Below are 26,095 nucleotides of genomic sequence, written 5' to 3' on the forward strand. Positions count from 1 at the left end.
AGTGCGGAAGCTTAGCAAAATCGGAGTGCCGACGGTATCAGTCGTTGCGAACCCACGCCGAACAGGGTTCCATGTCGTCCATGACCTCGCCGTGGAACGAACAGTACGGCTCGATGTCGCCGTCCTGCATCACGTACTCGAAGTGCCGGCAGTTCCCGCAGTAGGTGTCCGGTTCGCCCTGGTGGACCGCCGTCTCGGTGATCGCGTCGTGCCCCGTCGTCGCCGTGCCGCCGTCGGTCGACGGCGACGCTTCCGGACCGGCTTCGGCTATTTTCGGGTCGAGCGCGTTCTCGGAAGGGCCGGTTCGGTTCGTCCCACGCGACGCGGTGTTTTGCTGGCCGGTGTTCGAGCCAGTGGTCGCCCGACGGTCCGACTGTCGCTCCGTCGCCGTGCCGCTGTCCGACCGTCGCTTGGACCGCGTGCTGCGGTCAGACTGCGTGCCGCCCGTCGGCTGCCGACTGCGGCCGTTGGCCGTGCGCGTAGTGCCCGAGCGCTGTCCGGTCCCGCCGTCGCTGACAGCGCCCTCGTCGGTCGCACTCGCTCGGTTCGTCTGCGTCTCGACCGTGCCGTCCGGGTCCTGTCCGAAAAACCCGATGCCGCCCAGTCCCGGCAGCGTCCGGGCTTCCTCGACGAGACGGATCGTCCCTTCCTCGGTCACTTCCATGCGTGCCGTCCCGCCGGGGTCGTTTCGCGTCTTGAACGTCGCAAGCGACGCGAACAGGCACCAGAACGTCGTCACGATACCGGCGAAGTAGACGACGCCGGTGAGCAGTGCCAGCAGCGGGTCGCTGCTGGTCCAGCTGTAGGGATACAGCGACCGGAACAGCACGACGCCGACTGTTGCGACGCCCGTGCCACCGAGGGCGGTCAGCCGGATTCGACGACTGGCCGGTAACACCGCGAACACGCCGAGGATGACCGACGGCAGCCCGAGCCCGGCGATGACGCCGGCGATCCGCCTGGCTGCGTAGGCGTCCAGCCCGTATCTGTTTCCGATGCCGGTCGTTGCGAGCGCGATTGCCCCGACGAGTCCGGCAACACCAACGAGAAACAGGGCTGTCCCGACGAGTTGCTGGCGGCGCGATGCGACGCGCCCAACCTCCCCTTCGTACACGTCGGTGAGACTAGTCATGCAGTATACTACTGCTACATCCGATAAAACTACCCGTCAGACAGATGCATGACGCGGGCACGCGCGTGATTCACCAAGTGCGCGAGCCGTTCCGAAAGCACTAATCGGACCCACGGGAACAGTTCGGGTATGAGCGACGACGAAAGCGAGGACGCGGAGGAGCCGGCTGTCGAACTCGGCGACGGACCAGACGTTGCCGGTGCGCCGCTGGCCCGCGTCTCGGCCCGGCTCACCTGGGGCATCGAACACAGCACCATCGTCAGCCGCGAAGGGGACACGACGATTCGGACGCCGGACGGCCCGCAGGAACTCGCAACGGTGCTCGAGGACGTCGACATCCCGTACTTCGCCGACCGTCAGGAGTTCGAAAGCGCGGTTCGGGACGTCATCGGGACCGGCCCCATCCCGACCGAGTGAGGGCGGGAACGGACTTCTGTGGCACCAGCACGACCCATCCCAGTTACAGCTGCTGTGATCTGTGCAGCGTGTGTTATCATCCCCTCATACTCGCGGTCCGATATCGCGTCGAACCACAGGCTTTGATACCGTCTATTGCGGAGACAGCGTGTGTTCCACAGAAGTGGCCTCTCCTGGAAAGAGCGTGCCGCCTTCGCTGTCTGGGGACTCGGGGTATTCATCGTCCTCCGGACTCTGTACGACGTATTCGGCGTGGCAGGGCGAGAATTAGCTATCGCGGCTGGTGTCCTGGTTTTTGGCTCGTTCTACGGCGTCTTCATGCCAGTCTGGCGGCGATTCTCGGCGGAATGACTCACACGAAGAACCGGCGGTACAGACACAGCGGCGTCACCGTTCCGACGCAGTTGGGTCCACTATCGTAACGCCACAACGCAACAGTTTGCTACCTGTTACCGCATATTTTCGAGCGCATACACCGTGTCGGAGATGATCCATTCCGTCTCACAATCGGCGTGCTCGATACTGAGCGCGTTGAAGGTCTCTCGTCCGTCATCAACCGTTATTTCGAACGCTCGGCTACGAAGCGACTCGGGATGGGGACTCGGTGGGGACACACATCTCCCTCATAGAGTGGGACCGATAAACGAGTCGATTCGCCGCGACAGGCCCATTACACGCCGATTGGCCGCCGTCTGGCGATTGGTTATGAATCGCCCGACTCGCTCACTTCGGCTCTGCCGCGGCGCTTGCCGAACAGATACGCGGCCACGACGAGTGCGAGGGGAACGACGAGAAACATCCCCATCATGACGAGCATGACGAACAGTTCAGTAGTACCGGGCATCCCGGGAAACAGGAGGAGGGCCATACATCCCGTACTCCCGCCTGTCGCAAAAACCCAACTACCGGGGGTTGGCTATCGAACGGCAGCCCCGGAGAGCGGGAATCGTTCTCGGGTGCCGACAGCCCGGCGTTAGACGTGTGGCTCTGGGAGCAGGTCGTCGAACGCTTGGGCGTCCAGCCACTCACAGAGCCTGACGAGCTGTTCGGTCGCGGCCTCGAACATCTCGGCCCCCTTCTCGGCCGTTGCGTCGGTCTGGTCGCCCAGGACACCGTTGCCGGTGTTATCAGCGGCGTCGTAGAAGGTTCGCGAACCGTACTTCTTTGTCTCCGCAGCCTCGACGCTCGGAATCCCGCCGTCCCGTGCGTCTTCGAGGCGGTCGTCGTGAACCAGCTCGGAGCGCAGGTGTTGAATCATGGCCGTCTCCTTCGGCCCGCCGTGTGGCCCGTTCTGCTCGAACAGGTCGTCTACGAGGTCCGGGATACTCTCGTCCCACATCCACTCGATGGCGTACAGCAGTTCGTCGTCCCGGAGCCGCCGGCCGACCTCCCGGAGGTGCTCGACGTTCCCGCCGTGGGCGTTCACGTAGATGACCCGGTCGATGCCGTGGTACGCCAGATTCCGGGTGAACGACTCGACGTAGTCACGAAACACCGGTGCGTCGACCCACATTGTCCCGTTGAACTGTCTGTGATGGGGACTCACGCCGACATTGATCGTCGGGGTACAGAGGTAGCCAGTCCTGTCGGCGGCTTCCCGGGCGAAGGCTTCCCCGATGAGGTGGTCCGTCGCCAGCGGGAGATGTGGCCCGTGTTGCTCGGTCGATCCGAGCGGGACGAGCGCCAGCGACTCCGTCTCGAAATAGTCGCCGAGGTCCGGCCAGGTCTCGTCGGCAAGGTACATACCACTGCTGGTGACGGACGCGTCTTGAATCTGTGCTTCGCCACGGCCCCGCGGCGGGATTCAGGTAGTACGAAGGACTCAATCGAACAGCTCGTAGACGCGAGCCTCGTACGGCGCGAGCGTCACCGTTTCCGGGTCCGGGTCGTCGTGGTCGTAATTGCACGCTAGCAGCGTCGCATCGGCGTACTCGACCGGGAGGTCGAAGGTTTCCGTCGCGTCGTCGAAGTGCAGGACGACGAGGACTTTCTCGGTTCCCGAGTCCGTCGACAGCGACCGCGTGAAGGCGAAGACGGTTTCATGCTCGGGGAGCAGGTCGGTGTAGTCCCCGTACACCAGCACGTCCCTGTCGGAGCGCAACTGGATGAGTCGCCGGTAGTAGTTGTAGACGGAATCCGCATCGGCTTGCTGGTCGGCGGCGTTGATCTCCCTGTAGTTCGAATTGACCTGAATCCAGGGGTCGCCGTCGGTGAACCCGGCGTTTTGCGAGTCGTCCCACTGCATCGGCGTTCGGGCGTTGTCGCGGGTCCGGTAGCCGACGACGTCTTTCACGTCCTCGTAGCCCTCGACGCCCTCCCGGTCGAGTAGCTCCCGCGCGTGGTTGATGGCGTCGACGTCGCGGAGGTCGTCCATCGTGTCCCAGTCGGCGTTAGTCATCCCGAGTTCCTGGCCCTGGTAGATGTAGGGCGTGCCACGGAGCGTGAGGATGAACGTCCCGAGCAGCTTCGCGGATTCCCGGCGGTAGTTCTCGGTGTCGCCGTAGCGTGAGACGCTCCGCGGCTGGTCGTGGTTCTCCCAGTACAGCGTGTTCCAGCCGTCCGCCGCCAGCCCGTCCTGCCAGCGGTCGACGATACGCTTCAGCTCCGGCAGGCTCCAGTCGCCGACCGACCACCGCTCACCGTCAGCGTAGTCGAGTTTCGTGTGCTGGAAGTGAAACGCCATGTCCAGCGGGCCGTCCGCGCCGGCGTACTCGCGGGCCGACTCGACGGTGAGCTGTGGCATCTCTCCGACAGTCATCACGTCGTAATTCGACAGCACCTCGTCGTCCATTGCGTCGAGATACGACAGCATCTCCGGCCCGTCGATGAACTGTTCGGACCCGACCCACTCGCTGTCCGGGTCGCCGTCGGGCAGCCCCTCGACTTTCGACAGGAGGTTGATGACGTCCATCCGGAAGCCGTCGATGCCCTTCTCCAGCCACCACTCGATGGTGTCGAAGACGTCCTGTCGAACGGCGTCGTTGCGCCAGTCCAGGTCCGGCTGTGAGATGTCGTACAGGTGGAGGAAGTATTCGCCGCGCTCCTCGTCGTACTCCCAGGCGGAGCCCCCGAAGAAGGACTCCCAGTTGTTCGGTGGCGTGGGCTCGCCGTCCTCGTCTGTTCCGCCCTCGCGCCAGATGTAGTAGTCCTCGTACTCCGGGTCGCGCTGGCGGGACTTCCGGAACCACTCGTGTTGGTCCGAGGTGTGATTGACGACGAGGTCCATGACGAGCCGCATATCCCGGTCGTGGACCGCTTCGAGTAGCGCTTCCCAGTCGGCCATCGTCCCGAACTCGTCGTAGATGGCCTGATAATCGCTGATGTCGTAACCGTTGTCCTTCTGCGGGGAGTCGTACACCGGATTGAGCCAGATGACGTCGACGCCGAGGTCGGCGACGTAGTCCAGCCGCTCGACGATGCCCTGTATGTCGCCGACGCCATCACCGTCGCTGTCGTTGAAGCTCCGGGGATAGATCTGGTAGACGACTGCCTCCTTCCACCAGGCGCGCTCTGCGGTCATACAGAGGGGTAGCCTGACGCGTTGCTTAAATCCACGGGTTCATACAACACCCGTTGTAAACTCTTAACTCGCCGGCTAGAGATGGCTGCAGTACCGCTACAGTTCCAGCACCGTGTGTCGCGGCAGTTCGAGGTCGTAGCCGACTGCCGAGACCGTCTCGGTCGGCCAGTCGCCGGTCGCGGACAGGAGTTCGATGTCGTCGGCCGAGACGAGATAGGTGTCCTCACTCTTCGCGCCGTCGATAGTCGGGTTCCACGCGTACCCATGTGGCAACGCGACCTTGACCCCGCTTCCGGGCGTGGCGATCCATTCCCGGCCGGCGAAGCCCGTCGCACCCCCCTGGTGATGGTTCTGCCACTCGCCTTCCCAGCCGACCTCGGCGTAGGCGTTCTGGATAGCGTCGAACACGTCGCCCGCTGTGCCACCATTCTGGCCGGCTGCCTGTGTCGCGGCCAGTGCAGTGGTCTCGACGCAGGCGGCTTTGCGGGTTCGCTCCACCAGCCACTCCGGCGGGTCGAACGCGACCGCTCGGGTGGTGCTAACGTGGAGCCCGTTCCGCTGGACGGTCACCGACATGAGCGCATAGTCGCCGAGTTCAGTTTCGGTCGAGGTGTAATGGCGGTAGGATTGTGCCCGCTCGGCGCTACCGACGAGTACGACGGGCGTAGCGATGCCTCGGCCTTCGAGCTTCTGTCGGAGCACGGCGGTCACATCGAGTTCGGTGTGGGACGGCTCGACGTTCCGCGCGACTGCTTCGACTGCTTCGGCCGTGTCTCGCGCGAGGTCACGACACTGCTCGATCTGGGTCTCGGTCAGCGGCTGTCGGAGCTGTGTGGCGTCGACTGACTCGAAGCCGGGGACGTCGAAGTCCGCCGCCGCCGGCGTCGGGCTCGCTTCGGCGACAGCCTCAGCCAGCGACTGTGCGTGCCAATCGAATGTTTCGACGGCCACGTCGCTGCCGAGTTCCTCGTCACGCAGCCGCGGCGCTTCGATGTTGTCGGTGACGGCCCGTATCTCGTCGCCGTCGTAGCCCGCGGCGGCGACGCCGATGTCGACTTCGCGGTCGACGACGTTGTCGCCACCCCCAGTGAGCCACGCGAAGGAGTTCGGTCGGGCGAACCAGACGGCTTCGAGTCCCGCTGTCCGGAGGTACTGGTCGAGACGGTCTGTAAGCGTCATACCCTGACATCCCTCCGGCCCCCAGTAAAAACCAGGGACAACACGCGCCGACAGGACCGGCGCCACAGGGCTCGCACAGCGGCAACTACGACACACACCGTTCGCTACTATCGCGTTCGGTTCCGGCCCTGACTCATTCGGCGATGCCGCTGTCAGGGTCCCGGGACTGGAGCAGCGAGTACATGACCGACTGGAAGGCGTCGCTGTCGACGGACTCCACGACGTGGGTGTTCGGTTCGCCGTCGGTCACGCCGTTGACGTCGACGCTGGTGTACCCGCGAGTGAGCCCGTCGCGGTCGTCCACCGCGACGTGATACGTCGACACCTCCTCCCGGAGTTCCGGGTAGGCAAGCAACGCGGCAGTGACGCTGTCCGGGAGTGCCGTCCACCCGGGGTCGTCGGGGCCCTCGCTGTTGAACGCCCGGGCCTGCTCGGTCACGGACTCGAAGAACGACGCCAGTTCACTGTCGAACGCTGATACCGCCTCGAACTCGGCGGTGCCGAACACCGCGTCCCGAAGACACACGCCCCAATCGACGAGCGTCACCTCGAAGGCGTCAAACACGCGTTTGGCGGCGTCGGGGTCGACCCACAGATTGAATTCCGCGGCGGGAGTAATGTTCCCCTCACAGTTGACGTTCCCCCCCATCACCCACACTTCATCGACGAGATCTGGCAGGTCTGGCTCGCGGGCGTACGCCAGCGCCAGGTTGGTCAGCGGTCCGATGCAGAGCAGCGTGATTTCACCCGGGGCCGCCCGACAGCGGTCGACGATCTCGTCGGGGCCAAACCCTGCCGCCGATTCGATGCCGGTCTCGGGGAACAGGTCCCCGCCGAGGCCGTCCTCGCCGTGAATGTACGTCGCGTGTTCGAACTCCTTGAGAAGCGGCTGTCTCGCCCCTTCGTAGACGGGCACGTCGATGGAATCGGCGAGTTCGAGCGTGTATTTCGCGTTCTCGACCTCTCTCTCGAAGGACACGTTGCCGGCGACGATTGTGACTGCCTCGACGGTAACTCGATCACTGAGGCAGGACAGCAAAATTGCCTGTGTGTCATCGCCCGCGGTGTCCGTGTCGATGATGACGCGTCGCATACGCCCTCGTCGTATGGCACATATAAATCGTTCCGGGCCACAACTGCGTGCCACAGCTATCTGTGCGTCACTCGATAGCGGTGGGTGAACGGCCAGCTGATACGATACTGCAGACCGCCGGAGTTACACCATCTCGAGGCGGTGCCCGCTGTCGTCACCGAGCGATTCGTACACGATGCGTGCGGCAGCGATGTCCTGAATCGCGAGCCCGGTCGAGTCGAAGACGGTAATCCCGGACAGGTCCTCGCGGCCCGGCGCGTTCCCGACGACGATCTCGCCGAGTTCGGCGTCGATATCCGACTCGTCGATATCGCCCGTACTCCAAGGGACGTTTATTTCGCCGGAGTGGGTCGTCTGTTCGAAGTCGTCGATGACGAGCGTCGCCTCGCGGATGACCTCCGTGTGGAGTTCCTGCTTTCCTTCGGCGTCGGCACCCATGGCGTTGACGTGGGTGTGTTCCCCGAGGTCGTCGAGCGTGACGATGGGGTCCTCGACCGGCGTGACCGTCGACAGGACGTCACACTGGGCCGCCTCGGAGATGGTCCCAGCTCGCACGTCGAACTCGTCGCCGAAGGTGTCGATGAACCGCTGGACGCGGTCGTCGTCGAGGTCGCTGACGACGACGGATTCAATCGGTCGCACCTGCGAGATGGCCTCCAGTTGCGTGTACGACTGGACGCCGGCACCGATGATGCCCAGCGAGGACGCGTCCTCGACGGCGAGGTGGTCCGTCGCCACGGCGGCGGCCGCCCCGGTTCGCTTCATCGTCAGCGTCGTGGCGTCCATCACGGCAAGCGGGAAGCCGCTCTCGGGGTCCGTGTACACGAGCGTCCCCATCACGGTCGGCAGGTCGAACTCGTCGGGGTTGTCCGGGTGAACGTTCACCCACTTGATGCCCGACGCCTCCCAGTCGTCCGTTTCGAGATAGGCCGGCATCGACCGGAAGTCCCCGTTGTGCTGTGGCAGGTCGATGTAGGACTTCGGCGGCATCTGCGCCGTGTCGTTTTCGTATGCGGCGAACGCGGCCTCGATGGCCGGCACGAGGTCGGCCATCTCGACGGCCGCCTCGATGTCCGTACTGGGGACGATAGTCGTCTGGTTGTCCTGTCGTGCTGTCGAATATAGTGAGTTGCTCATAGTGGTTCGAATCTGTGATATCGGTTTATTCGATCGCGCTATACTGATTCAATATCCGTCTCGGCGCTCGTTGGCAATCCTAGAACGACCCCCGAGACAGCGTCTTGAGGTGGGTGAGACGGCCGCGGTGCTCCGCGTCGTCGAACGATTCGACCTTCGCGAGGACGCGACAGCCGACGATGTCTGCCTCACCGTTCTCGAAGTAGAGGCGGGTCTCGCCGACCAGTGCGACCAACTCGCCGGATTCCTCGTCGAGTTCCGTGACGTACACCTCTATCTCTTCGCCCGCCTCGAACGTCGGCGTGGTCGTCCTGAAGGACATTCCGGTGAGGAACTTACTGAATATGCTCATAGACGGGTCACATCCTTGGATTTGCGGTCAGTGGTGTATTCGAGCCCGAAGCCGGTCAGTGCGGAGAGCAGGAACACACCGAACAGGAACCAGCCGTGGAAGACGTACGGCCAGACATCAATGGGGTTGACAACCATCGCACTGGTGAACCACTCGTACTGGTTCGGGAGGCCCTGCAGCGTCGCAAAGCCGATGAGAACGCCGCCACCCCACGGGAAGATGTACCCGAGCGCCGAGGTGTTCGCGTCGAGGATATTCGCTCGACGGTAGCTGTTGATGTTGTACCGCTGGCCGATGCGGGCGATGTACGGCGCGATCGCGATCTCTGCGGCCGTGTTGATCGTGATCATCGAGTTGACGAGGGCAGTGCCGACCACCATCGTCGTTTCGGCCTTGCGAACGCCCGTTGCGACGTTTTCGAGGAGCCACTCCTGGATCGCCTCGAAGCCACCGCCACGGATCATGATCTCTGACCCGGCGACGATGAGCAACACGAGCACGATCAGCGGGAAGAACCCGGCTGCACCGTTGTAGATCGACCCGGTGACGCCGGCGTTTTGCGGCGCGACCACTTCCGCGATGGGAAGCGAGCCGGCCCAGCTCGCGGCTGCTGACGTTTCCGGGACCTTGAACAGCAACACGGCACTCAGCGGTGCGAGACCGAAGACGATGTTGAAGGCAACAGCAACGATGAGTCCCCACGAGATCGCCTCAACAATGTGTCGGCCCATGACTGCCGTCACAATGACGACGAGCATGGAGATGAGGTGCAACAGTCCCGCCGGCTCGCTGTTCTGGACGAACAGGTCCTGCGCCTGTTGGGAGATGTCCAGCCCGGGCATCGCGTTCCCGGCGAAAACGTACGCCGCGAGCGCCAGCACCGCAGCGATGATGGCGTACTTGAACCGCGAGGCGACGACGCCGCCGATGTCGGCGTCCTGCGTCACCGCACTCACGATTGTCGTATCACTGACTGGTGCCAGGTTATCGCCGAAGACAGCCCCTGAGAGAATTGCTCCGAACAACAACACCGGATTCGCACCGAGCAGGATGCCGGCCGGGAAGAACAGCGCCGAGAAGGCGACTGCCGCGCCGTACCCGGTACCGATACCGGTCGTGAAAAGCGCAGCGAGGATGAAGGTGGCGGCGGGGAACAGCGCGCCCCCGACTTCGGCCGCGTTCGCTGCCCAGACGAGTCCGCCGACGAAGCCACCTGCCTGCAGCGTGTTCGAGAACATTCCTGCCCAGAGCCACGCGACGACTGCCGTCGCGGCGACCCGCTTCGTCATCCCATCGAAGATGGTGTTCGCGTAGTTCTTCCAGTCTCCCTTGGCGAAGAACATCCCGACGATGAGCGCCACGAGCATCCCCGCGACGAGTCCAGTCGTGTCCCCGATACCGAACAGGCCACTCTGGACAATTGCCCACAGGATAAACAACCCTATGGGAATGACGCTCATCCACCGTCCGCCGTAGAACTCGATTGCTTCGACGTCCGGACCAGAGATCTCCTCGATCTCTGTCCCATCGCCACTATCCGTGTCTGACATGCATTCTGTGCCTCGTCAGATACACACGCAAAAGATCATGATAATAACTATCTCTCCGGTAACAAATCACAGGTGCCGCCTCTGGTGAAGTCTTGTCTCGTCCCGGCCGCTGTGGCTATATAAAAGTCCACTTCTATTGGATTTCGGACAGCGTCCTAACCTTATATATCGCACAAAATCCGGGGAGACGGACTAATTTCGGGCGTGAGATTATAAAATATAACCTTAGGTAATTTCCCCTCTCAGTAGCTATCACATATACACATAATATCCACAGAACCGGTTCCACTATGTCCGGACCTTTTTATACTACTACCAAGTCCACAGTGGTATGGACAGCTCTAGCGGTCGTCGTCTCCAGACGACCGAAACCTCCCTCGCGATCATCGATGCGGTAAACGAGCTGGGGGAGGCTCGAATGAGTGAGCTTGCGGACCGGCTGGACCTCTCGACGAGTACCATTCACGTTCACCTCAAGACACTCCTAGATCAGGAGTATCTGGTCAAACGAGGCGAGCAGTACCGACTCGGTATGAAGCTGTTCCACCTCGGAGAGGGCGCTCGGACCCGAAACGAGTGGTACGAGGTCGCCCGTCGCAAAACACACGAACTCGCCGATAGCTGTGGCGAGGAAGTCACGTTCGCCGTCGAAGAGTACGGGCGTGCGATAACCCTGTTCAACGTCGTCGCAAACGTCCCCTCGAAAGGGTTCCAGGTGGGCCGGTACTACTACCTGCACAACTCGGCAGTCGGCAAGGCGATTCTCGCCGCGTTGCCGGAGACCCGAGTCAACGAGATTCTCGACCGGTGGGGGCTGCCCGCCGAGACAGAGTATACAATCACCGACCGCGAAACCCTCATGGAAGATATCGAACGCACGAACGAGCGCGGCTATTCGGTGAACGATCAGGAAGCGGTCGAGGGGCTTCGCTCGGTCGGCGTACCGGTCACCGCTCCACACGGCGGCGTCCTCGGCGCACTGGACATCTCCGGCCCGCTGTATCGGCTGCCGCCGAACGAGGAACTCGCGTCGATGCTGCAGGACGTCGTCGAGGAGTTGGAGTCGGAACTCGGAGTGCAATAGGCGTTCAGTCGCGCTCGCGGTCCAGTAGGCGTTCAGTCGCGCTCGCGGTCCAGTAGGCGTTCAGTCGCGCTCGCGGTCCAGTAGGCGTTCAGTCGCGCTGGGGGTCACAAATACGGAACAGGGACCGGGACGCTGGCTCTGACAGTCCGGACCCGGCAAGGCGAAGCACGGGTCGACGCCGTCCCGTCGTCAGTACCGGTCAGCGTCTCTCGGGCCGAGCAGCGTGGCCTCGACTTTCCGGAGGTGTTCGTGGAACGTCGTCTTCGCGATACCGAGTTCGTCGGCCAACTCGCTCCCGCTTACCGCTCTCGGGTAGTCGTAATAGCCGCGTTTGCGGGCCAGTTCGAACACTTCCCGCTGCTTGTCCGAAAGCTGGCGAACAGCCAGCCCGTCGCGCTCTCTGCTCCCGGTGGTCGCGGACGTAATCTGTGTGACGGTGATCGACGCGTCCTTCTGTGCACACACGGCGTCGAGTTTTTCCTGTATCGCCGCCCGCGATTCGTCGATGGCGACCGTCCAGTACTCGGTCCCGTCGCGGATTCGGATCGGCTCCTGATTCATGAACCCGTGTGAGACCAGCGCGTCGTGGATGCTCTCCTCGGGGCCGTACTCGACGAGCAGCGTGCTCGTCGCTTTGTTTACCGGTGCCGATATCCCGCCGAAGCTGCGACGGGTGTCCATCTCTGTAACCGCATATGTGTGATCGGACGCCCGAGTCGCCGCAACGAGCGCGTCGACTGCGTCCGCCGACTCCGCGTATGCGACGACGTGGGCCTTGACCTGCTCGCCCACTAGATACGCCGCGTTGACCAGCAGTCTGGCCGAGGTGGCCGCCGTCACTTCCCGCATCCAGCAGTCGGGATGCTCCAGTTCGAGTGTCAGCTGGAGACCGCCGCTGGCCGAGTTAGCGGTCGCATCGGAGCTGTCAACTCCCATCGTTCTCTCCGGGTTCTGCGGCGTGACCGTGCTTGGCTGTGTTTGCTTTCACCACGGGGAATCGTCCTCCAGTGGTCTCACCGGGTGCCACACATGTAAGGCTCTGGTTTGTCAGTCACGTCGGCGATCTACATCAGTATGGACTTGCGTCGAAAATACGACGAAGGCACGCCCGCCGTTGTGCTCGCAGAGGGGGAGTTCGGACAACCGGAAGGCAAGACGGCCAACGGGATCGTCATGCACGGAGAGCTGTTCGACGCGCAGGCCGTCGTGGACTCGACGTGTCCGAGCCCCAACGCCGGCGCGGCCCTCGATTGGCCGGCGGCCGACGACGTGCCGGTCGTCGAAACCGTCACCGAAGCGCTGAACCGAGCCCCGGACGCGGCCGTCCTCGTCATCGGCGTCGCGCCCGCCGGCGGTGACCTCCCGGCGGCCTGGGTCGAGGCTATCCAGCGTGCGATGGAACGGGGCTGTGACGTCGTCTCTGGCCTGCACGTCTTCTTGAGCGAGCGCCCAGCCTGGACCGAGCGCGCCCAGCAACACGGTGTCGACCTCGTCGACGTCCGGAAACCGCCGTCCGTCGCCGACCTGACGCTCGGTGACGGCCGCGGGAGCGAAGCCGACGCGGATGTCGTCCTGACGATGGGGACCGACTGTGCGGTCGGGAAGCGGACGACGACCTTCGAACTGTACCGGGCGGCGACCGATGCCGGACTCGACGCCGGCTGGGTCGCGACGGGACAGACCGGTATCCTCGTCGGCGCGGACCGCGGTGTCGTCATCGACCGGGTTCCGGCCGACTTCGTTTCGGGCGTCGTCGAGGACATGGTGCTCGACGTCGCAGCGGACCACGATATCGTGTTCGTCGAAGGGCAGGCCGCGCTCACGCACACCGCCTACGGCGGGGTGACGCTCGGGCTGCTTCACGGGGCGGCCCCCGATGCAGTCGTGCTGGCCGACGACCCCTCCCGGGAGGCCCGGTCACATTTCGATGACCTCACTGTGGCCGGTGTCGAGGCCGAACGCCGTGCGATTACCGACCTCACAGAGACGACAGTCGCCGCCCTCTCTACCTGGGGCGACCCGGAGGAAGAAACAGCTCGGACAGGCCTCCGGGCGGCGAACATCTACGACGACGACGGCCCGGAGACACTCCTCGCGGCCGTTCTGGAGGAACTATGACCCGTATCGACGGCGTCTCCGTCGAGGCGCTCGACCACGAACTCCACGAACCGTTCGAAATTTCGCTCGGAACCCGAGAGAAAGCGCGGAACCTGCTCGTCGCAGTAGAGACGGACTCAGGTGTAGTCGGCTACGGAGAGGGGTCCCCGCTGCCGCCGGTGACCGGCGAGACGCAGGCGGCCGCCGTGGCGACTGCCCGGTCGGTTACGTCGCTGCTTGAGGGGGCGGCCCTCGCCGACTACCGCGAACTTGTCAGTGACCTGCGGGCAGCAGTGCCCGGAGCGGTTTCGGCGCTGTTCGCCGTCGAGACGGCACTGCTGGACGCGTACTGTCGTGACCGTGGTATCCCGCTCTCGGAACTGTTCGGCGGCGCGCCGACCACAGTTACGACTGATATCACCGTTCCGATAGTCACGCCCGACGCGGCAGCCGAACGAGCCACGCGCGCCGCAGCTGCCGGCTTCGACCACATCAAGGTCAAAACCGGCGGCGAAATCGACGCCGACGTGGCCCGAACAGTTGCGGTCGCGGATGCAGCGCCCGACGCGACGATCACGGTTGACGCGAATCAGGGCTGGACGCCGAAGGCCGCAGCGACGTTTGTCGACGAGGTGACCGCGGCCGGGGTCGACCTTGCCCTGGTCGAACAGCCGACACCGAAAGACGACATTCGCGGTCTTGCGAGGGCACGCGACAGACTCCCGGTTCCCGTCGCCGCGGACGAGGCCGTGTTCACGCCGGCAGACGCAACGGCCGTGGTTCGCGACGGGGCTGCCGACGTGATCAACGTCAAACTCGGGAAATCGGGGCTCCTCGGGGCAGCGGCGATTGCGGCCATCGCCGAGGCCGCCTCCCTCGACTGTATGCTCGGCTGCATGCTCGAAGGCGCGACCGGGATCGCGACGAGCGCCCACCTCGCCGCTGGGCTTGGTGCCTTCGATTACGTCGATCTGGACGGCCACCTGCTGTTTGACGAGTGCCCGCCGTCGATGTCGTTCGGCCCGGATATCGATATCGACGGACCGGGACACGGGGTTTCACCGCCGACGGCCGTGAGTGACGCGACTGAACGCTGACGCTGTGTAGCGAGCGTTCGCCACGCAAAATAGCGTCCGAGCGGTTACTCTGCCGACTCCGCCGCCTCTTCGACGTCGGGACCGTCCTCGGAAGCATCGCTGCCGGTTGTCACTCCGTCTGCATCCCCACCGTCGGTTGCCGCACTGTCCGCAGTGGCGGGGTCGTCGGCTGCTGTATCGGCCGCCGACTCGCTGTTATCTGAATCGCTTCGTTCGTCGGCTGGCTCCGTAGTGTCAGTGTCAGCTTCGAGCGATTCGGCCATCTCGGCCATCGCCGCAGCGGATTCGTCCGGGCGGTCTAGCACTGCCTCGGTGTGCATCCGCATCTCCTCGCTGGTGCGGATTGTCCCGTCGACCGTCGCGTTCTCGTGGAGTTCGACGGTCGTCCCCGAGATGTCGCCCCAGATCTTCGCGCCCGGGCCGACGCGGACGGTGCCGCTGCGGGTCGTTACGTCCCCTTTGATCTCCGTGCCCCGGCCGACCACGATATCGTCTTTCGCGCGGAGGCTCCCGAAGACGACCGTGTCACGGCCGACTTCGAGGGACTTCGCGCGGATGTTGCCGTGGAGCCGACAGTCGTCGCCGACCGTCGCCGGCGTCGAGACGCGCCAGGCGTCGTCCGAGACGCTCGCACCGCGTGGAATCAGAACCGGGTCGTGCTCGTCACCGCCGTCGTCTAGCATCTCGTCGATTACTTCCTCGGCCGCGTCTTCCTCGCCGATGCGGAGGAGTTGCGAGAGGTAGACGAACAGGAAGACGATGGTCGGCATCGGATTGCGGATGACGATCCAGCCGTTCGCCTCGAACCCGTTCTCGATGTCCACGTCGTCGCCGATATCCAGGTCGCCCGCGACACGGAGTTCGCCGCCGATGTGTACCCGTTCGCCGATGTAGGCGTCCTCACCGACGAGGACGTTGTCCGCGACATCACACCACATGTCCAGCCGACAGTCACCTTCGGCTTCGATGTGGCCGCCAAAGCGGACCCGCTCGTCGGCGATGACCGTCCGCCCGCGCACGCCGAACTCCACGGTCGACTGGCCGCCGACGATGACGTCACCGTCGGTCACCAGGTCGTGTTCCTCGACAGTCGTCCCGTCGGGAATGTCGAGTTCGGACAGCGGGTCGGAGCCGAGAGGCACGGTATACATAGCGGTTTCGTCGGTCTTAAACCCTCATGACGCGCATGACGCGCGTCTGACGCTGGTCCGACGGGGCCGGCACGAATCATGGATTCGCACCGGTAGCCGTGCCCTCAGGTAGGCCTGTGCGTAACCCGTTGACAGCCAGAACGTGACAGCTGAACGGCCATAACGAAGTAGTTCACCGATACAGTGGCTCCGGTATGTTACTCGAACGCCGCCACCTCTCGCTTGCACTCGTAGTGCTACTGACAGCGTCCGCCGGCTGTAGCGGGCTGTTGGGTACTGATCCGGGCACAGACGGTACGGACACCGAAGTAACGGCGACGCAGATTGATGCCAACGGCCCTGCACCCGGGTCGTCCGGGTTCGACGCGGCGGCCATCGAACGCGGGCACTTCGAGACGCTGTCGAACTCGTCGTTCACCACTTCGCTGTCGTTCCAGCTCTCGACGGTCCGCGACGGCGAGAACCGGTCGGTGTTCATCAACCGGACCGTCGCTATCGACCGCGACAGCGACCGGTCGCTGTCGACGGGCGAACTGGTCCAGGCCAGCGGCGACACGCTGGCGACGACGACCTACACGGCCGACGGGACCACCGCCGAGCGTCGAGTTCTCACCCGCGGTGACGACACGATGACGGACTACCGCTCCGCGACACCGCCGTACGACGGCCAGGTCCAGCCCGTCAACGAAAGCAGCGTCATCGACCGTTCGCTGCTGCAGTCGCTCGGGTCGGACATCAACTGGACCTACGCCGGAACCGAGACGGTCGACGGTGACAGCGTCTCGCGGTTCGAAGCGACCGGGAGCGACGTCACCGGCTTCGCGGCTGACGACGCTGTCTCGACGAACGTCTCGGCCAACGGGACGACGGACTCGGCCAGTGCGACTGTCCTCGTCGACGAGGACGGCGTCGTCCGGTCGTTCCAGTACCGCGTGACGACCGAGCGGGACGGCCGGCCGGTGACGGTGACGCTGTCGCTCTCCGTCTCGAAGGTCGATGACACCACCGTTGCGGAACCGGACTGGCTATCCGAGGCGTAAGCCGGCGAGCGGGGTCGCGAACTACTGGAACCGCTCGGCGCTGAACTGCCTGGCGACCCACTGTGAACTGTCGAGCGCCTCGACGCCGTGCTGAAGACGCGACAGCCGGTCCCTTGTTTCCGCTTCGTCCAGTTCAAGCGCCCGCTCGATGGCGTCCGCAATCGCCTCGATGTCGTGCGGATTGACCGTCAGCGCGCCGTCGAGATGGGTCGCCGCGCCGGCCAGTTCGCTCAACACGAGCGCGCCGTCGCCGTCGACACAGGCCGCCGGGTACTCGTGGGCGACGAGGTTCATCCCGTCGCGGTGTGGCGTCACCACCGCGACCTCGGCGGCCCGGTACAGCCCGGCGAGCGTCTCGTTGTCGAGTTTGGCCTCGGTGTAGACGATGGGCTGCCAGTCGTCGGTCCCGAAGCGGTCGTTGACGCGCTCGACGGCATCGACCACGTCCGCGCGGTACCGGCGATAGGCGGCGATCCCCTCCCGGGTTCGGCTCGCCTTCTGGACGTACGTGAATTCGCTTCGCAGGTCCGGTCGCCGGTCCCAGAGGTGTGCCAGCGCCTCGATCCGTTCGGGGATGCCCTTCGAATAGTCGAGCCGTTCGACGCCGAGCGCGAGGCTGATCGACGTGTCCGAGCGACTGCCGCCAAGCACGGTATCTCGGATACTGGTCACGTCCGCGTCCTGTGCCCGGTCCCGAACCGCCTCGACGTCGATACCCAGCGGGTTCGCGACGGCTCGTGTCCTGTCGCCACCGCGGGTGACCGTCCCGCTATCCGTGTCAACGCTCGCCCCGGGGAACGCGCTGTCGACACACTGCAGGAACTGCTCGGCGTAGGCCGCCGTGTGGAAGCCGATGACGTCACAGGCCAGCAACCCGTCGAGGAGCGCGTCGCTGTGGGGGCAGTGCCGGAACACCGACGGTGCAGGCCAGGGGATGTGCCAGAACTGCAACAGCGTCGTATCCGGTCGCCGCTGTCGGACCAGTCTGGGTGCCAGCGCCAGGTGGTAGTCCTGGAACCAGACCGGCTGGCCCGCGTCGGCGACCGCATCGACGGCCTCGGCGAACTGCTCGTTGACGGCGCGGTACTGCTCCCAGTAGGCGGGTTCGGCCCACATTCGGCCCGTGTCCTCGTGACAGAGGGGCCAGAGCACCTGGTTGGCGTAGCCGTAGTAGTAGCCCTGCACCGCCGCGTCGGAAAGGGGGACGCGCTTCAGGTCGTATGTGGGGGCAGACGGCGGCACTTCGACGATGCCCTCCTCGGCAACGGCCATATCGGCGTCGCCGCTGCCCCAGGCGACCCAGGTGCCGCCCCGTGACTGCATCACCGGGTCGAGTGCGCTCGTCAGCCCACCCGCCGCGGACTGGACCCGTATCTCGCCGTCGTCGTCCCGCTCGTGGCTATACGGTTCACGGTTCGAAACGACCACCAGCGAGTCCGGAACTGCACCGTCTTGCGCGTTTACTGACAGTTCCGAGACCATTTGCCTGCGGTAAGTGCTGCCCTGCCTTGAGACTGTCGTGGACTACTGAATCGTGTTCCCAACGTAACAAGTCCTCGGGCTTGTGACGCCTGTCCTCCATGTCTGACGGTAAGAGAAAACTTATACCGGAGGCCTCGAAAGAAAGGGGTGAAAGCCGAAAGGGCACCCGGGTAGGGGTACACGGACGTGCCATTTCGGCTCAACTCGGTTTATCTGGACACGAATTCGATAGCGACAGCTACGCTGTGGGGCGTTGGTAGTGTGAAAGCGGTATGACTGGCTAGGTGAACAAGACAGAAGCACGTTCACTCCGTGGTGTCTGACAACAGATGGAATTTCACACCTGGGAACCAGTGTACGAGGATATCCTCGATGATTTCGGCTATCCTCGCGATGGCGACGAGCGTGCCCGCGACCGATTCGGTGACCTGCTCGGCGACGACAGCACGTACGACCCGGCGCGACTCGGACTCGACGGCGCAACGGTCGCCGTCGCCGGGGCCGGCCCATCACTCGAAGCCGAGGCCGACCGGGCAGTCGATGCTGACGTGGTCTTCGCGGCCTCCACGGCCGCCGACCGCCTCAAGACGGAAGGCATCGCCGTCGACTGCATGGTCACGGACCTCGACAAGAACGCCGACACCGGGCGGGAACTGACCGCCGACGGGACGCCGGTGGTCGCCCACGCCCACGGCGACAACATCCCGGCACTGGAGACACATATTCCGGCCTACGACAGCGAGTTCGTCGTGCCGACGACACAGGCGGCCCCCGCCCCGCCGGTCCGCAACTACGGCGGCTTCACCGACGGCGACCGCGCCGCGTTCCTCGCGGACCACTTCGGCGCTGCCGCGCTGGTGTTCCCCGGCTGGGACTTCGACGACCCGTCCGTGACTGCGGAAAAGCGACAGAAACTCCGCTGGGCCGAGCGCCTGCTCCGCTGGCTGGAACAGCGCCGCGGCGAGCGCTTCGACGTGCTCGACGGCCGACGTGACGACATCGAGCCAGTCGCTACCGACTGACGCCGAGTCCCCGACTCAGGGCGCTAACACGTCGATGGTCGTGTCGATAGTGTCCGGTTCGGCAGCGCGGGGGAACGAGATGTTGATTGCGTCCACGCCATCGATGTCTTCGAACTGTGTGATGTGGTCGCGACAATCCTCGGGCGTACCGGCGACGGCGATGCTGTCCAGTAGCTCGTCGCTGATCGCGTCGACGGCAGCCGCTTTGTCGCCCGATCCCCACTGCTCGGCGATCTCGTAGGCGGTGTCCTCGTACCCCTGGCGGGCCAGCGCGTCGCGGTAGAACGTCCCCATACCGCCGATGTAGAACGCGACGTGCTGACGGGCCAGTTCGCGGGCCTGCTCCCGGTCGTCCATCGCACAGCACGTCAGCGACAGCGTCACCCGCTGGTCTGACCGGTCGCGGTCGCCGAGATCCGCTCCGCGCTCGAAGTCTTCCAGTCGATCTCGGAGGCCGTCGGCGGTCAGCATCAGCGCGTGCCAGCCGTCGGCGAAGCGACCGGCGAGTTCGACCGACTTCGGGCCGAGGCCGCCGGCGTCTACGGGCGGCGCGGGTTCGGGCGGCTCACAGCGCAGTCGGAACCCGGACAGCGAAAAGATGTCCCCGTCGTAGTCGACGGTTTCCCCGGAGAGCACCAGTTTCATGATGTCGACGGTCTCCCGCGTGTACTTGAGCGGATTCTCGAACTCACGGCCGTGCCAGCCTTCGATGACGATGGGGCCGGACGGGCCGACGCCGGCCCGGAAACGGCCGTCCGAGACTTCCTGCAGCGTCGCCGCGGTCTGGCCGAGCAGCGCCGGCGACCGCGAGTACACGTTCAGAATTGAGGACCCGAGGCCGACCGTCGACGTGTGCTCGGCGATGCTAGTCAGCGTCGTCACCGCGTCCCGCCCCCACGTCTCCGGGAGCCAGACCCGGTCGTAGCCACTGTCCTCGGCCTGCTGACTCATCTCGACCAGCGTGTCGACCGACGGCTGTGCCGCGACCGGGAGATAGACATCCCGCGCTGTCATCTGCCGCCCTCCACGCGTCGAGCGACGACTGGCTGGACGCCTGTCAGCGACTGGAACGTACGTACCTGAGACATGGCTCGCAGTGCGGCCGCACGGGAGATAAAGCCACATGAGAGGGGGAGTGTCGCCCGTTGTCCGCGGTTTATTCACAGCGCGGTGGCCGGGTCGCTAGCGTCTCTAGAGGAGCTAATCCCGGTGCCGTCGGCATCCTTCGGATCATCGTCGACGTGTACTGTGTCAGCGTCCTGTCTGAGATGTCTGCCCACTGAGCAGGGGGCAGTCACGTCACACATGACGCTGAGAGTGTGCCCGTACCGGACGGTTGGACGCTCGACTCGGCGACCGGCTATATGAGGCACCCGCTTCTACGGGTACCTATGCCGTTCGACCCGGACCGCGTGACGACGATTACCTTTGACTCGTACAGCACTATCGTCGATGTCGAGGCAGCCCAGAAAGCCCTCGCCGACCGGGTGGACGACCCCCAGCCGGTGTCCCGGCTCTGGCGCTCCCGCTCGCTGGCGTACACGTTCCTCGCCAACCAGATCGACGCCTACAAGCCGTTCTACGAGATGAACCGCGACGCGCTCCAGTATGCGCTGGACGCCCACGGCGTCGACATCACGACGGAGGAGCGCGACGAGATTCTCGCGGTCTACCACGAACTCGACGTGTTCGACGACGTGCGGGACGGCATGAACAGGCTCTACGACGCCGGCTACGACCTCTATGTCGTCTCGAACGGCAACCCCGAGATGCTCGAATCGATGGTCGACTTCGCCGGCATCGGTGGCCTGCTCGAAGACACCGTCAGCGCCGACGAGATCCAGACGTTCAAGCCGGCGGCCGAACTGTACCGCCACGCAGCGGAGCGAACGGAGACTGATATCGAGGAAATCGCCCACGTCACCGCGGGCTACTTCGACGTCTACGGCGCGATGCACGCCGGGATGCAGGGCGTCTGGGTCAACCGCGACGACGGCCCGTGGGACGCCTTCGCCGGAGAGCCGGACCTCACTATCGGGTCGTTCCACGACCTCCACGACGATCTAGTGTAAAAGTCGGCCCCGGAACCGACCTACACGCGCCGCGACAGCGACGCTCGCAGTTCGCCAGCGAGTTCCCGATGGCCGTCCTCCGCGAGGCTGTCGGTGACGACTTTCAGCGCGGCCGCGGCACCGCCGACGTAGAGACTGTCGCCGTCTTTCTCGACGACCACTACGTCGGTCACCTCGGCGACGGCCCGGAGGCTTGCTCGTGCGGCGTCGGTCAGGTCGCCGAGCAGGAACGTCAGCGTCGCGCCGTCGTCGGTGCCGCCGGCGACCGTCTCACCGAGTGCCTGATGGCGAGCCACCTCCCGTAGTGTCACGTCAGTCAGTTCCGCCACGGTGGGGCCGGGTTCGGTTTCCGCTCGCGTCGTCCGCTCGTCGCCGAGCGCGTCGGCCACCTTGACCACGTCGTGGGTCTCGCGTGTGTCGTGCGTGCGGATGATGTGCGCCCCGCGTTCGACTTCCATCGTCGCCGCGGCCAGTGACACGGCGAGTTGGTTCTCCGTCTCGGGCTGGTCGGCCAGGTCACCGAGGAAGTCCTCGCGGTTGGTCGCGGTGAGCATCGGTCTGTCGAAGGCGCGGAACTCCCGGAGACGGCGGAACATCTCCCAGTTGTCCTCGAACTCCTTGCCGTCGTACCAGCCGCCGAAAGCGGGGTCGATGATGGTCTTGTCCGTGAACCCGTCCCGCTGGAGCGCCTCGAAGATGTCGTCGATGCTCTTCAGCGCGCCGGGCCGGGCCAGGTCCGGCGGACTGGCCATCTTGACGACCGGCATGTCGTGGTCTTCGACGACGCCTTTCATGTCCGGGTCGGCGAAGCCACACACGTCGTTGATGAGGTCGAAGCCGTGGCCGATGGCTTCCTCGGCGACTTCTGCGTACCGAGTTTCGAGCGACAGCGGCACGTCGGCGTCGAGTTCGTCGACGAGCGGCGCGACCTCTTCGAGCCGGTCTTTCTCCATCTCGACCGGCTTGGACTCGTACTTGGGGTTGGCCGACTGGAGGCCGACATCAATGATGTCCGCGCCGGCGGGGACGAGGTTCTCCTCGATAGCCTCGGCGGCTTCCGCGGGGTCCAGATACACGCTCGGCTTGTACCCGGAGTTCGAACTCATGTTCAACACGCTCATGACGCGTGTCGGGTGCCCATCACCCACCGGGAGGCCGTCGATTTCGACCGTTCGCATACCGCTCCCTGAGGACTGTGGATACAAAGGTCCCGCGACATCGGCGGACCGACGACGCTATGGTACGTATCACTGACACGAGATCACCGCGTTTTATATATACAGTTGCATGAATTATACGGGATGGGTGGGGAGTTAATGGTCGCATTCGATCTCGATTCGTTCGAGGCCGTAACACAGCAGTTGATGGCTGCGGAGTCCGAGCGTGAGATATGCGAGATCGCAATGTCGGGGATTTCGTCTGTGTTCGAATTGCCACTCGGAGCGCTGTGGCTGTATGACAGCGACGCGTCGGAACTGCAGTTGGCGGCGTCGACGGAGCGGGCGGACGAGGTATTCGACTGGCCGGTCACCTACCGGCCCGGCAACAGTCTCTCGTGGGAGGCGTTCGAGCAGGACGAAGTTCGGACGTACTCCGAACTCGACGACGAGCAGCGCCAGTACAACGAGAACTCGCCCGTCAGCAGCGAGATAATCCTGCCGCTTGCCGAGTACGGCGTTATCAACATCGGGTCCCTCGCCCCCGTTACGTTTGACGGCGAAACGCTTCGACTCGCCCGGATGTACGCGACGCACGTCCAGGCGGCACTGCAAAAAGCCGAGCGCGAGCACGACCTCCGCGTCCAGCGCGACCGGATGGAACAGTTCATCGGCGTCGTCTCCCACGACCTCAGAAATCCCCTCCACGTCGTCGAGGGGCGACTCGAACTCGTGCGAGAGACCGGCGACCTGTCCCATCTCGAAGATGCGGAGGAAGGTGTGGCTCGCATGGAAGCGCTCATCGACGACCTGCTGACCCTCGCAAAGAAGGGGTATGCGGTCGAAGACCGAACCGCCATTTCGCTCGATACCATTGTCGAACAGACCTGGGAGATGGCCAGAACGGCTGACGCAACGCTGCGGGTCGAAGGGTCCGCCCCGGTGTTCGGTGACCAGAACCGCCTCAAACAGGTGTTCGAGAACCTCTTTCGGAACGCGGCGGACCACGCGGGCGACGACGTGACCGTCTGGGTCGGTCCGATTCTCGACGACGGGACAACCGAGATAGACACTGCAGACGAGCGAACCGAGGGCCGCGTGACCGGCTTCTACGTCGCTGATGACGGGCCCGGCATCCCCTCCGATGAACTAGACTCCCTTCTCTCAGTAGACAGCTTTTCAGGGAGTGACACCGGCCTTGGCCTGTCTATCGTAACGCAGATAATCGACGCCCACGGCTGGGACATCTCGGTGACAGAGAGCAGGGCCGGCGGCGCACGATTCGAAGTGACCGACGGGACGAAACCGGTTTCACCGTTTCACTCCTGGTAGCGCGGAGACGGCGACTGATAGCGTCCGAACCGGGTCGACCGACAACGCCCGAATCGGGTATCAGTGCTGTCGGCGACGGGATTGACAGATTTATTTGCTCGCCCGCTATATGGTACGCCAGTGCAGACTCCGGAACAGGACATCGAAGCCGTGCTGACAGAGTCAGGCCCGGATTACGAGGGGTTTCAGTTCGAGACACCGGGTGGGGGCCACCAGAGCGATGTCTACATGGTGACGCTACGCCACAAGGGCGAGGCGTACGAGGTGGTCGTGAAATTCAAGCCACAGGGCGATGTCCCGTTCGCCGTCGAACCCTGTCTCCACGACTTCGTCGCCGCCCGGACCGACGTCCCTGTTCCACGCATCCTCGTCTACGAGGACGACCCCGACGCCGACGTGCCGCCGTATTTCGTCACTGAACGCATCCACGGCGAGAACTTGGCCGAAGAGTTCGCCGGGCTTTCGACCGAGGACCGACGGCGGGTGCTCGCCCAGTCAGGGCGGATTCTCGGGGACATGCACTCCGAAATCGGATTCGAAGCGTTCGGCCGACTCACGCTCCACGACGACCGGATCATCGTGAGTGACTGGATGGGTAACTGGCGGGAGTACTTCGAGAGCCTCACCAGATCCCACCTCTCTCATCTCGATGGGACGCCTTTCGAGGACATGACAGACCGGGCGTGGGACTGTATCGAACCGGCCCTGAGTATGGTGCCCGAGGACGGCGTTCCGCGGCTGGTACACGACGATTTCAGGCCGGCGAACCTGATGTTCGAGCAGACGGCGGATGCGCCGATTACGGCCGTCCTCGACTGGCAGGACGTGCTCGCGGCGCTGCCGGAGTACAACCTCGCACAGACCGAATTCCTCTTCATCGACTCGTCGTTTCAGGACCCGGAGCTGCGCGATTCGCTCCGGACGGTGTTCCACGAGGGCTATCAGGAGATGCGCCCGATGGCGTTCGACGAGGGCTACGAGCAGCGACGCCCCCTCTATCAGCTCTCGACGCTCCTGTGGCGGATGGCCGGCTTCGAGGCCGTCTTCGCCGACGAGTCCGGTCTCGCCGCCGCTCGCGCCGAAGCCCAGTACCGCCAGCAGTTCGAGCGGCTCGTCGAGGAGATACAGGCAGATTAGGTCGTCTCGGGTGATTGCCCGCTGTCGACCAGGTCCCACACAGACTCCCAGTCGAGTGTCGTCTGTGCGCCGGGTGACTGCGCTGCGAGCGCGCCACAGGCGTTGGCGACCGCGAGAACCCGCTCCGGGTCGGCCGCCTGTGCGTTGGCGAGAAGATACCCGGCGGCGAACGCGTCCCCCGCGCCTGCGGTGTCCACAGATTCTATGGGATACCCGGCGTTCGTGACTGTCCGGTCGTCGATATAGGCTGTCGCGCCGCAGTCCCCGTGTTTGACGACGACCGTCGGCACTGTGTCGAAAAGGCCGCTGTCCTCGGCGTGGTCGGCCTCCCGGTCGTTGCAAAACAGGATATCCGCGTGTGAGAGCACCGCCGAGTAATCCCGGAACGGGAGCCGGCGGCCGGGATCGAAGCTCACCGGGACGTCCGCGGCCGCGGCGTCGCGGGCGAGCGTCGCAGCGGTTGCGGGGTCCTGGCCGGTCAGGTGGAGGTGGTCCGCCTCGGCCAGGGTCTCGGCCGGGAGATCCGACGCGCAGAACGCCTCGTTGGCCCCGTCGTTTCCAAGCACCGCGACGCCGCCGTTCTCGTCCACGATGAGGTATTTCACCGCCGTCGGTTCGTCCGACTCGACCAGTAGCGTCTCGACGCCAGCCGCCGCCAGTTCGCCCCGAGCCTTGGTGCCGTGGTCGTCCCGGCCGACGCTCCCGAGGACCAGCGGGTCCGCATCAAGTCCGGCGAGTGCGACGGCCGCGTTCGACGCGCTCCCCCCGCTGGACTGTGACCGGTCGGTGATGCGCCCCTCGCCGTCGGGCTTCGGGAAGTGGTCGACGTGGAGCGTCACGTCCCAGTTGACGTGGCCGGCACAGATGACGCGCATGTCCACCGCTGGGGGTGGCGCTGTGATAGCAGTTTCCCACTGATACGGGCTGGTGTCGCCCCTTCCCACTCCCGGGAGGGACATAGCGACACCAGCCCGTACGAGAGATATGCAGCATATTTAACATTGCCCGGAACGGACCGGCGCACATGGCAACGGTCCCCGATAG

The 26,095-nt window shown here is 64.5% G+C and carries 26 protein-coding genes; 10 read left to right on the forward strand and 16 right to left on the reverse strand.

The features are described from left to right. Positions 1-37 precede the first annotated feature (37 nt). On the reverse strand, positions 38-1,132 hold the full coding sequence (locus VI340_RS03880) for a DUF7139 domain-containing protein (RefSeq protein ID WP_336329726.1): 1,095 nt from the start codon (positions 1,130-1,132) through the stop codon (positions 38-40). Positions 1,133-1,261: 129 nt separating this feature from the next. Between VI340_RS03880 and VI340_RS03885 the strand changes: the two genes are divergently transcribed. Next, on the forward strand, positions 1,262-1,549 hold the full coding sequence (locus VI340_RS03885; protein WP_008310145.1) for a DUF5789 family protein: 288 nt from the start codon (positions 1,262-1,264) through the stop codon (positions 1,547-1,549). A 150-nt stretch (positions 1,550-1,699) separates the two neighbouring features. Beyond that, entirely contained in the window at positions 1,700-1,900 is a 201-nt protein-coding gene (locus VI340_RS03890; protein ID WP_008310143.1) for a hypothetical protein, read from the forward strand. Between the two features lie 98 nt (positions 1,901-1,998). On the opposite strand, the gene VI340_RS03895 is transcribed toward VI340_RS03890, so the two are convergent. From VI340_RS03895 to VI340_RS03935, 9 genes are all read right to left on the reverse strand, one after another. Then, positions 1,999-2,163 (reverse strand): hypothetical protein, encoded by a 165-nt coding sequence (locus VI340_RS03895; RefSeq protein ID WP_005535361.1) that lies wholly within the window; start codon positions 2,161-2,163, stop codon positions 1,999-2,001. An 89-nt stretch (positions 2,164-2,252) separates the two neighbouring features. Continuing rightward, positions 2,253-2,417, reverse strand: a complete 165-nt coding sequence (locus tag VI340_RS03900) for a hypothetical protein (protein ID WP_008310141.1) — start codon at positions 2,415-2,417, stop codon at positions 2,253-2,255. Between the two features lie 105 nt (positions 2,418-2,522). After that, positions 2,523-3,293 (reverse strand): creatininase family protein, encoded by a 771-nt coding sequence (locus tag VI340_RS03905; protein ID WP_336329725.1) that lies wholly within the window; start codon positions 3,291-3,293, stop codon positions 2,523-2,525. 78 nt (positions 3,294-3,371) lie between these two features. Then, positions 3,372-5,069, reverse strand: a complete 1,698-nt coding sequence (locus tag VI340_RS03910; RefSeq protein WP_336357827.1) for a glycoside hydrolase family 13 protein — start codon at positions 5,067-5,069, stop codon at positions 3,372-3,374. Positions 5,070-5,165: 96 nt separating this feature from the next. Further along, on the reverse strand, positions 5,166-6,248 hold the full coding sequence (locus VI340_RS03915; protein WP_336357828.1) for a M24 family metallopeptidase: 1,083 nt from the start codon (positions 6,246-6,248) through the stop codon (positions 5,166-5,168). 133 nt (positions 6,249-6,381) lie between these two features. After that, on the reverse strand, positions 6,382-7,341 hold the full coding sequence (locus VI340_RS03920) for a nucleoside hydrolase (RefSeq protein WP_336357829.1): 960 nt from the start codon (positions 7,339-7,341) through the stop codon (positions 6,382-6,384). A 123-nt stretch (positions 7,342-7,464) separates the two neighbouring features. Next, entirely contained in the window at positions 7,465-8,478 is a 1,014-nt protein-coding gene (locus VI340_RS03925; protein ID WP_336357830.1) for an ornithine cyclodeaminase family protein, read from the reverse strand. A 79-nt stretch (positions 8,479-8,557) separates the two neighbouring features. Then, positions 8,558-8,830, reverse strand: coding sequence for a DUF7513 family protein (locus tag VI340_RS03930; protein ID WP_008310128.1), 273 nt, complete (start codon positions 8,828-8,830; stop codon positions 8,558-8,560). Continuing rightward, positions 8,827-10,380: a Na+/H+ antiporter NhaC family protein gene (locus VI340_RS03935; RefSeq protein ID WP_008310127.1), complete on the reverse strand. Its 1,554-nt coding sequence runs from the start codon at positions 10,378-10,380 to the stop codon at positions 8,827-8,829. The genes VI340_RS03930 and VI340_RS03935 overlap by 4 nt, the downstream gene beginning before the upstream one ends. A 331-nt stretch (positions 10,381-10,711) precedes the next feature. Here VI340_RS03935 and VI340_RS03940 point away from each other — a divergent pair, with 331 nt between their 5' ends. Next, complete coding sequence (locus VI340_RS03940; RefSeq protein WP_008310125.1) at positions 10,712-11,464, forward strand: IclR family transcriptional regulator; 753 nt, start codon at positions 10,712-10,714, stop codon at positions 11,462-11,464. A gap of 189 nt (positions 11,465-11,653) precedes the next feature. Here VI340_RS03940 and VI340_RS03945 read toward each other — a convergent pair whose 3' ends face one another. After that, a complete protein-coding gene (locus VI340_RS03945; protein ID WP_336357831.1) occupies positions 11,654-12,400 on the reverse strand; it encodes a helix-turn-helix domain-containing protein in 747 nt (248 codons plus the stop codon). A 138-nt stretch (positions 12,401-12,538) separates the two neighbouring features. On the opposite strand from VI340_RS03945, the gene VI340_RS03950 reads away from it, so the two are divergent. After that, positions 12,539-13,582, forward strand: a complete 1,044-nt coding sequence (locus tag VI340_RS03950; RefSeq protein WP_008310123.1) for a DUF1611 domain-containing protein — start codon at positions 12,539-12,541, stop codon at positions 13,580-13,582. After that, a complete protein-coding gene (locus VI340_RS03955; protein WP_336357832.1) occupies positions 13,579-14,658 on the forward strand; it encodes a dipeptide epimerase in 1,080 nt (359 codons plus the stop codon). Before VI340_RS03950 ends, VI340_RS03955 begins: the two co-directional genes overlap by 4 nt. Positions 14,659-14,702: 44 nt before the next feature. Here the strand turns inward: VI340_RS03955 and VI340_RS03960 are convergent, their stop codons facing one another. Continuing rightward, positions 14,703-15,809 (reverse strand): polymer-forming cytoskeletal protein, encoded by a 1,107-nt coding sequence (locus VI340_RS03960; RefSeq protein WP_336357833.1) that lies wholly within the window; start codon positions 15,807-15,809, stop codon positions 14,703-14,705. A gap of 194 nt (positions 15,810-16,003) precedes the next feature. Between VI340_RS03960 and VI340_RS03965 the strand changes: the two genes are divergently transcribed. Further along, complete coding sequence (locus VI340_RS03965; protein WP_336357834.1) at positions 16,004-16,849, forward strand: DUF7537 family lipoprotein; 846 nt, start codon at positions 16,004-16,006, stop codon at positions 16,847-16,849. Positions 16,850-16,870: 21 nt separating this feature from the next. Here VI340_RS03965 and VI340_RS03970 read toward each other — a convergent pair whose 3' ends face one another. After that, a complete protein-coding gene (locus VI340_RS03970) occupies positions 16,871-18,331 on the reverse strand; it encodes an alpha,alpha-trehalose-phosphate synthase (UDP-forming) (protein WP_336357835.1) in 1,461 nt (486 codons plus the stop codon). Positions 18,332-18,660: 329 nt separating this feature from the next. Between VI340_RS03970 and VI340_RS03975 the strand changes: the two genes are divergently transcribed. After that, positions 18,661-19,353, forward strand: a complete 693-nt coding sequence (locus VI340_RS03975; protein WP_336357836.1) for a 6-hydroxymethylpterin diphosphokinase MptE-like protein — start codon at positions 18,661-18,663, stop codon at positions 19,351-19,353. A gap of 15 nt (positions 19,354-19,368) precedes the next feature. Here the strand turns inward: VI340_RS03975 and VI340_RS03980 are convergent, their stop codons facing one another. Further along, the gene (locus VI340_RS03980) at positions 19,369-20,367 is read right to left on the reverse strand and encodes a TIGR04024 family LLM class F420-dependent oxidoreductase (protein WP_008310112.1); all 999 of its coding nucleotides are present in this window, start codon (positions 20,365-20,367) and stop codon (positions 19,369-19,371) included. A gap of 377 nt (positions 20,368-20,744) precedes the next feature. Here VI340_RS03980 and VI340_RS03985 point away from each other — a divergent pair, with 377 nt between their 5' ends. Continuing rightward, the gene (locus VI340_RS03985) at positions 20,745-21,425 is read left to right on the forward strand and encodes a haloacid dehalogenase type II (RefSeq protein ID WP_008310111.1); all 681 of its coding nucleotides are present in this window, start codon (positions 20,745-20,747) and stop codon (positions 21,423-21,425) included. A gap of 20 nt (positions 21,426-21,445) precedes the next feature. Here the strand turns inward: VI340_RS03985 and VI340_RS03990 are convergent, their stop codons facing one another. After that, complete coding sequence (locus tag VI340_RS03990) at positions 21,446-22,603, reverse strand: dihydropteroate synthase (protein ID WP_008310110.1); 1,158 nt, start codon at positions 22,601-22,603, stop codon at positions 21,446-21,448. A gap of 138 nt (positions 22,604-22,741) precedes the next feature. Here VI340_RS03990 and VI340_RS03995 point away from each other — a divergent pair, with 138 nt between their 5' ends. Both VI340_RS03995 and VI340_RS04000 read left to right on the forward strand, forming a co-directional pair. Then, positions 22,742-23,914: a sensor histidine kinase gene (locus VI340_RS03995; protein ID WP_336329716.1), complete on the forward strand. Its 1,173-nt coding sequence runs from the start codon at positions 22,742-22,744 to the stop codon at positions 23,912-23,914. 120 nt (positions 23,915-24,034) lie between these two features. Further along, on the forward strand, positions 24,035-25,051 hold the full coding sequence (locus tag VI340_RS04000; RefSeq protein ID WP_008310108.1) for a phosphotransferase family protein: 1,017 nt from the start codon (positions 24,035-24,037) through the stop codon (positions 25,049-25,051). On the opposite strand, the gene VI340_RS04005 is transcribed toward VI340_RS04000, so the two are convergent. After that, a complete protein-coding gene (locus VI340_RS04005; protein ID WP_336357837.1) occupies positions 25,048-25,926 on the reverse strand; it encodes a carbohydrate kinase family protein in 879 nt (292 codons plus the stop codon). The genes VI340_RS04000 and VI340_RS04005 overlap by 4 nt on opposite strands. Positions 25,927-26,095: the final 169 nt, after the last annotated feature.

The organism is Haloarcula sp. CGMCC 1.6347 (assembly GCF_037078395.1).
GTDB lineage: Archaea > Halobacteriota > Halobacteria > Halobacteriales > Haloarculaceae > Haloarcula > Haloarcula amylolytica.

Coding starts and splice junctions, on each gene's coding strand:
- VI340_RS03970 (WP_336357835.1), bottom strand. CDS start 18,331: ATGGTCTCGGAACTGTCAGTAAACGCGCAAGACGGTGCAGTTCCGGAC.
- VI340_RS03940 (WP_008310125.1), top strand. CDS start 10,712: ATGGACAGCTCTAGCGGTCGTCGTCTCCAGACGACCGAAACCTCCCTC.
- VI340_RS03880 (WP_336329726.1), bottom strand. CDS start 1,132: ATGACTAGTCTCACCGACGTGTACGAAGGGGAGGTTGGGCGCGTCGCA.
- VI340_RS03980 (WP_008310112.1), bottom strand. CDS start 20,367: ATGACAGCGCGGGATGTCTATCTCCCGGTCGCGGCACAGCCGTCGGTC.
- VI340_RS03910 (WP_336357827.1), bottom strand. CDS start 5,069: ATGACCGCAGAGCGCGCCTGGTGGAAGGAGGCAGTCGTCTACCAGATC.
- VI340_RS04005 (WP_336357837.1), bottom strand. CDS start 25,926: ATGCGCGTCATCTGTGCCGGCCACGTCAACTGGGACGTGACGCTCCAC.
- VI340_RS03905 (WP_336329725.1), bottom strand. CDS start 3,293: ATGTACCTTGCCGACGAGACCTGGCCGGACCTCGGCGACTATTTCGAG.
- VI340_RS03915 (WP_336357828.1), bottom strand. CDS start 6,248: ATGACGCTTACAGACCGTCTCGACCAGTACCTCCGGACAGCGGGACTC.
- VI340_RS03935 (WP_008310127.1), bottom strand. CDS start 10,380: ATGTCAGACACGGATAGTGGCGATGGGACAGAGATCGAGGAGATCTCT.
- VI340_RS03985 (WP_008310111.1), top strand. CDS start 20,745: ATGCCGTTCGACCCGGACCGCGTGACGACGATTACCTTTGACTCGTAC.
- VI340_RS03960 (WP_336357833.1), bottom strand. CDS start 15,809: ATGTATACCGTGCCTCTCGGCTCCGACCCGCTGTCCGAACTCGACATT.
- VI340_RS03975 (WP_336357836.1), top strand. CDS start 18,661: ATGGAATTTCACACCTGGGAACCAGTGTACGAGGATATCCTCGATGAT.
- VI340_RS03945 (WP_336357831.1), bottom strand. CDS start 12,400: ATGGGAGTTGACAGCTCCGATGCGACCGCTAACTCGGCCAGCGGCGGT.
- VI340_RS03930 (WP_008310128.1), bottom strand. CDS start 8,830: ATGAGCATATTCAGTAAGTTCCTCACCGGAATGTCCTTCAGGACGACC.
- VI340_RS03950 (WP_008310123.1), top strand. CDS start 12,539: ATGGACTTGCGTCGAAAATACGACGAAGGCACGCCCGCCGTTGTGCTC.
- VI340_RS03920 (WP_336357829.1), bottom strand. CDS start 7,341: ATGCGACGCGTCATCATCGACACGGACACCGCGGGCGATGACACACAG.
- VI340_RS03925 (WP_336357830.1), bottom strand. CDS start 8,478: ATGAGCAACTCACTATATTCGACAGCACGACAGGACAACCAGACGACT.
- VI340_RS03995 (WP_336329716.1), top strand. CDS start 22,742: ATGGTCGCATTCGATCTCGATTCGTTCGAGGCCGTAACACAGCAGTTG.
- VI340_RS03990 (WP_008310110.1), bottom strand. CDS start 22,603: ATGCGAACGGTCGAAATCGACGGCCTCCCGGTGGGTGATGGGCACCCG.
- VI340_RS03885 (WP_008310145.1), top strand. CDS start 1,262: ATGAGCGACGACGAAAGCGAGGACGCGGAGGAGCCGGCTGTCGAACTC.
- VI340_RS03965 (WP_336357834.1), top strand. CDS start 16,004: ATGTTACTCGAACGCCGCCACCTCTCGCTTGCACTCGTAGTGCTACTG.
- VI340_RS03955 (WP_336357832.1), top strand. CDS start 13,579: ATGACCCGTATCGACGGCGTCTCCGTCGAGGCGCTCGACCACGAACTC.
- VI340_RS03900 (WP_008310141.1), bottom strand. CDS start 2,417: ATGGCCCTCCTCCTGTTTCCCGGGATGCCCGGTACTACTGAACTGTTC.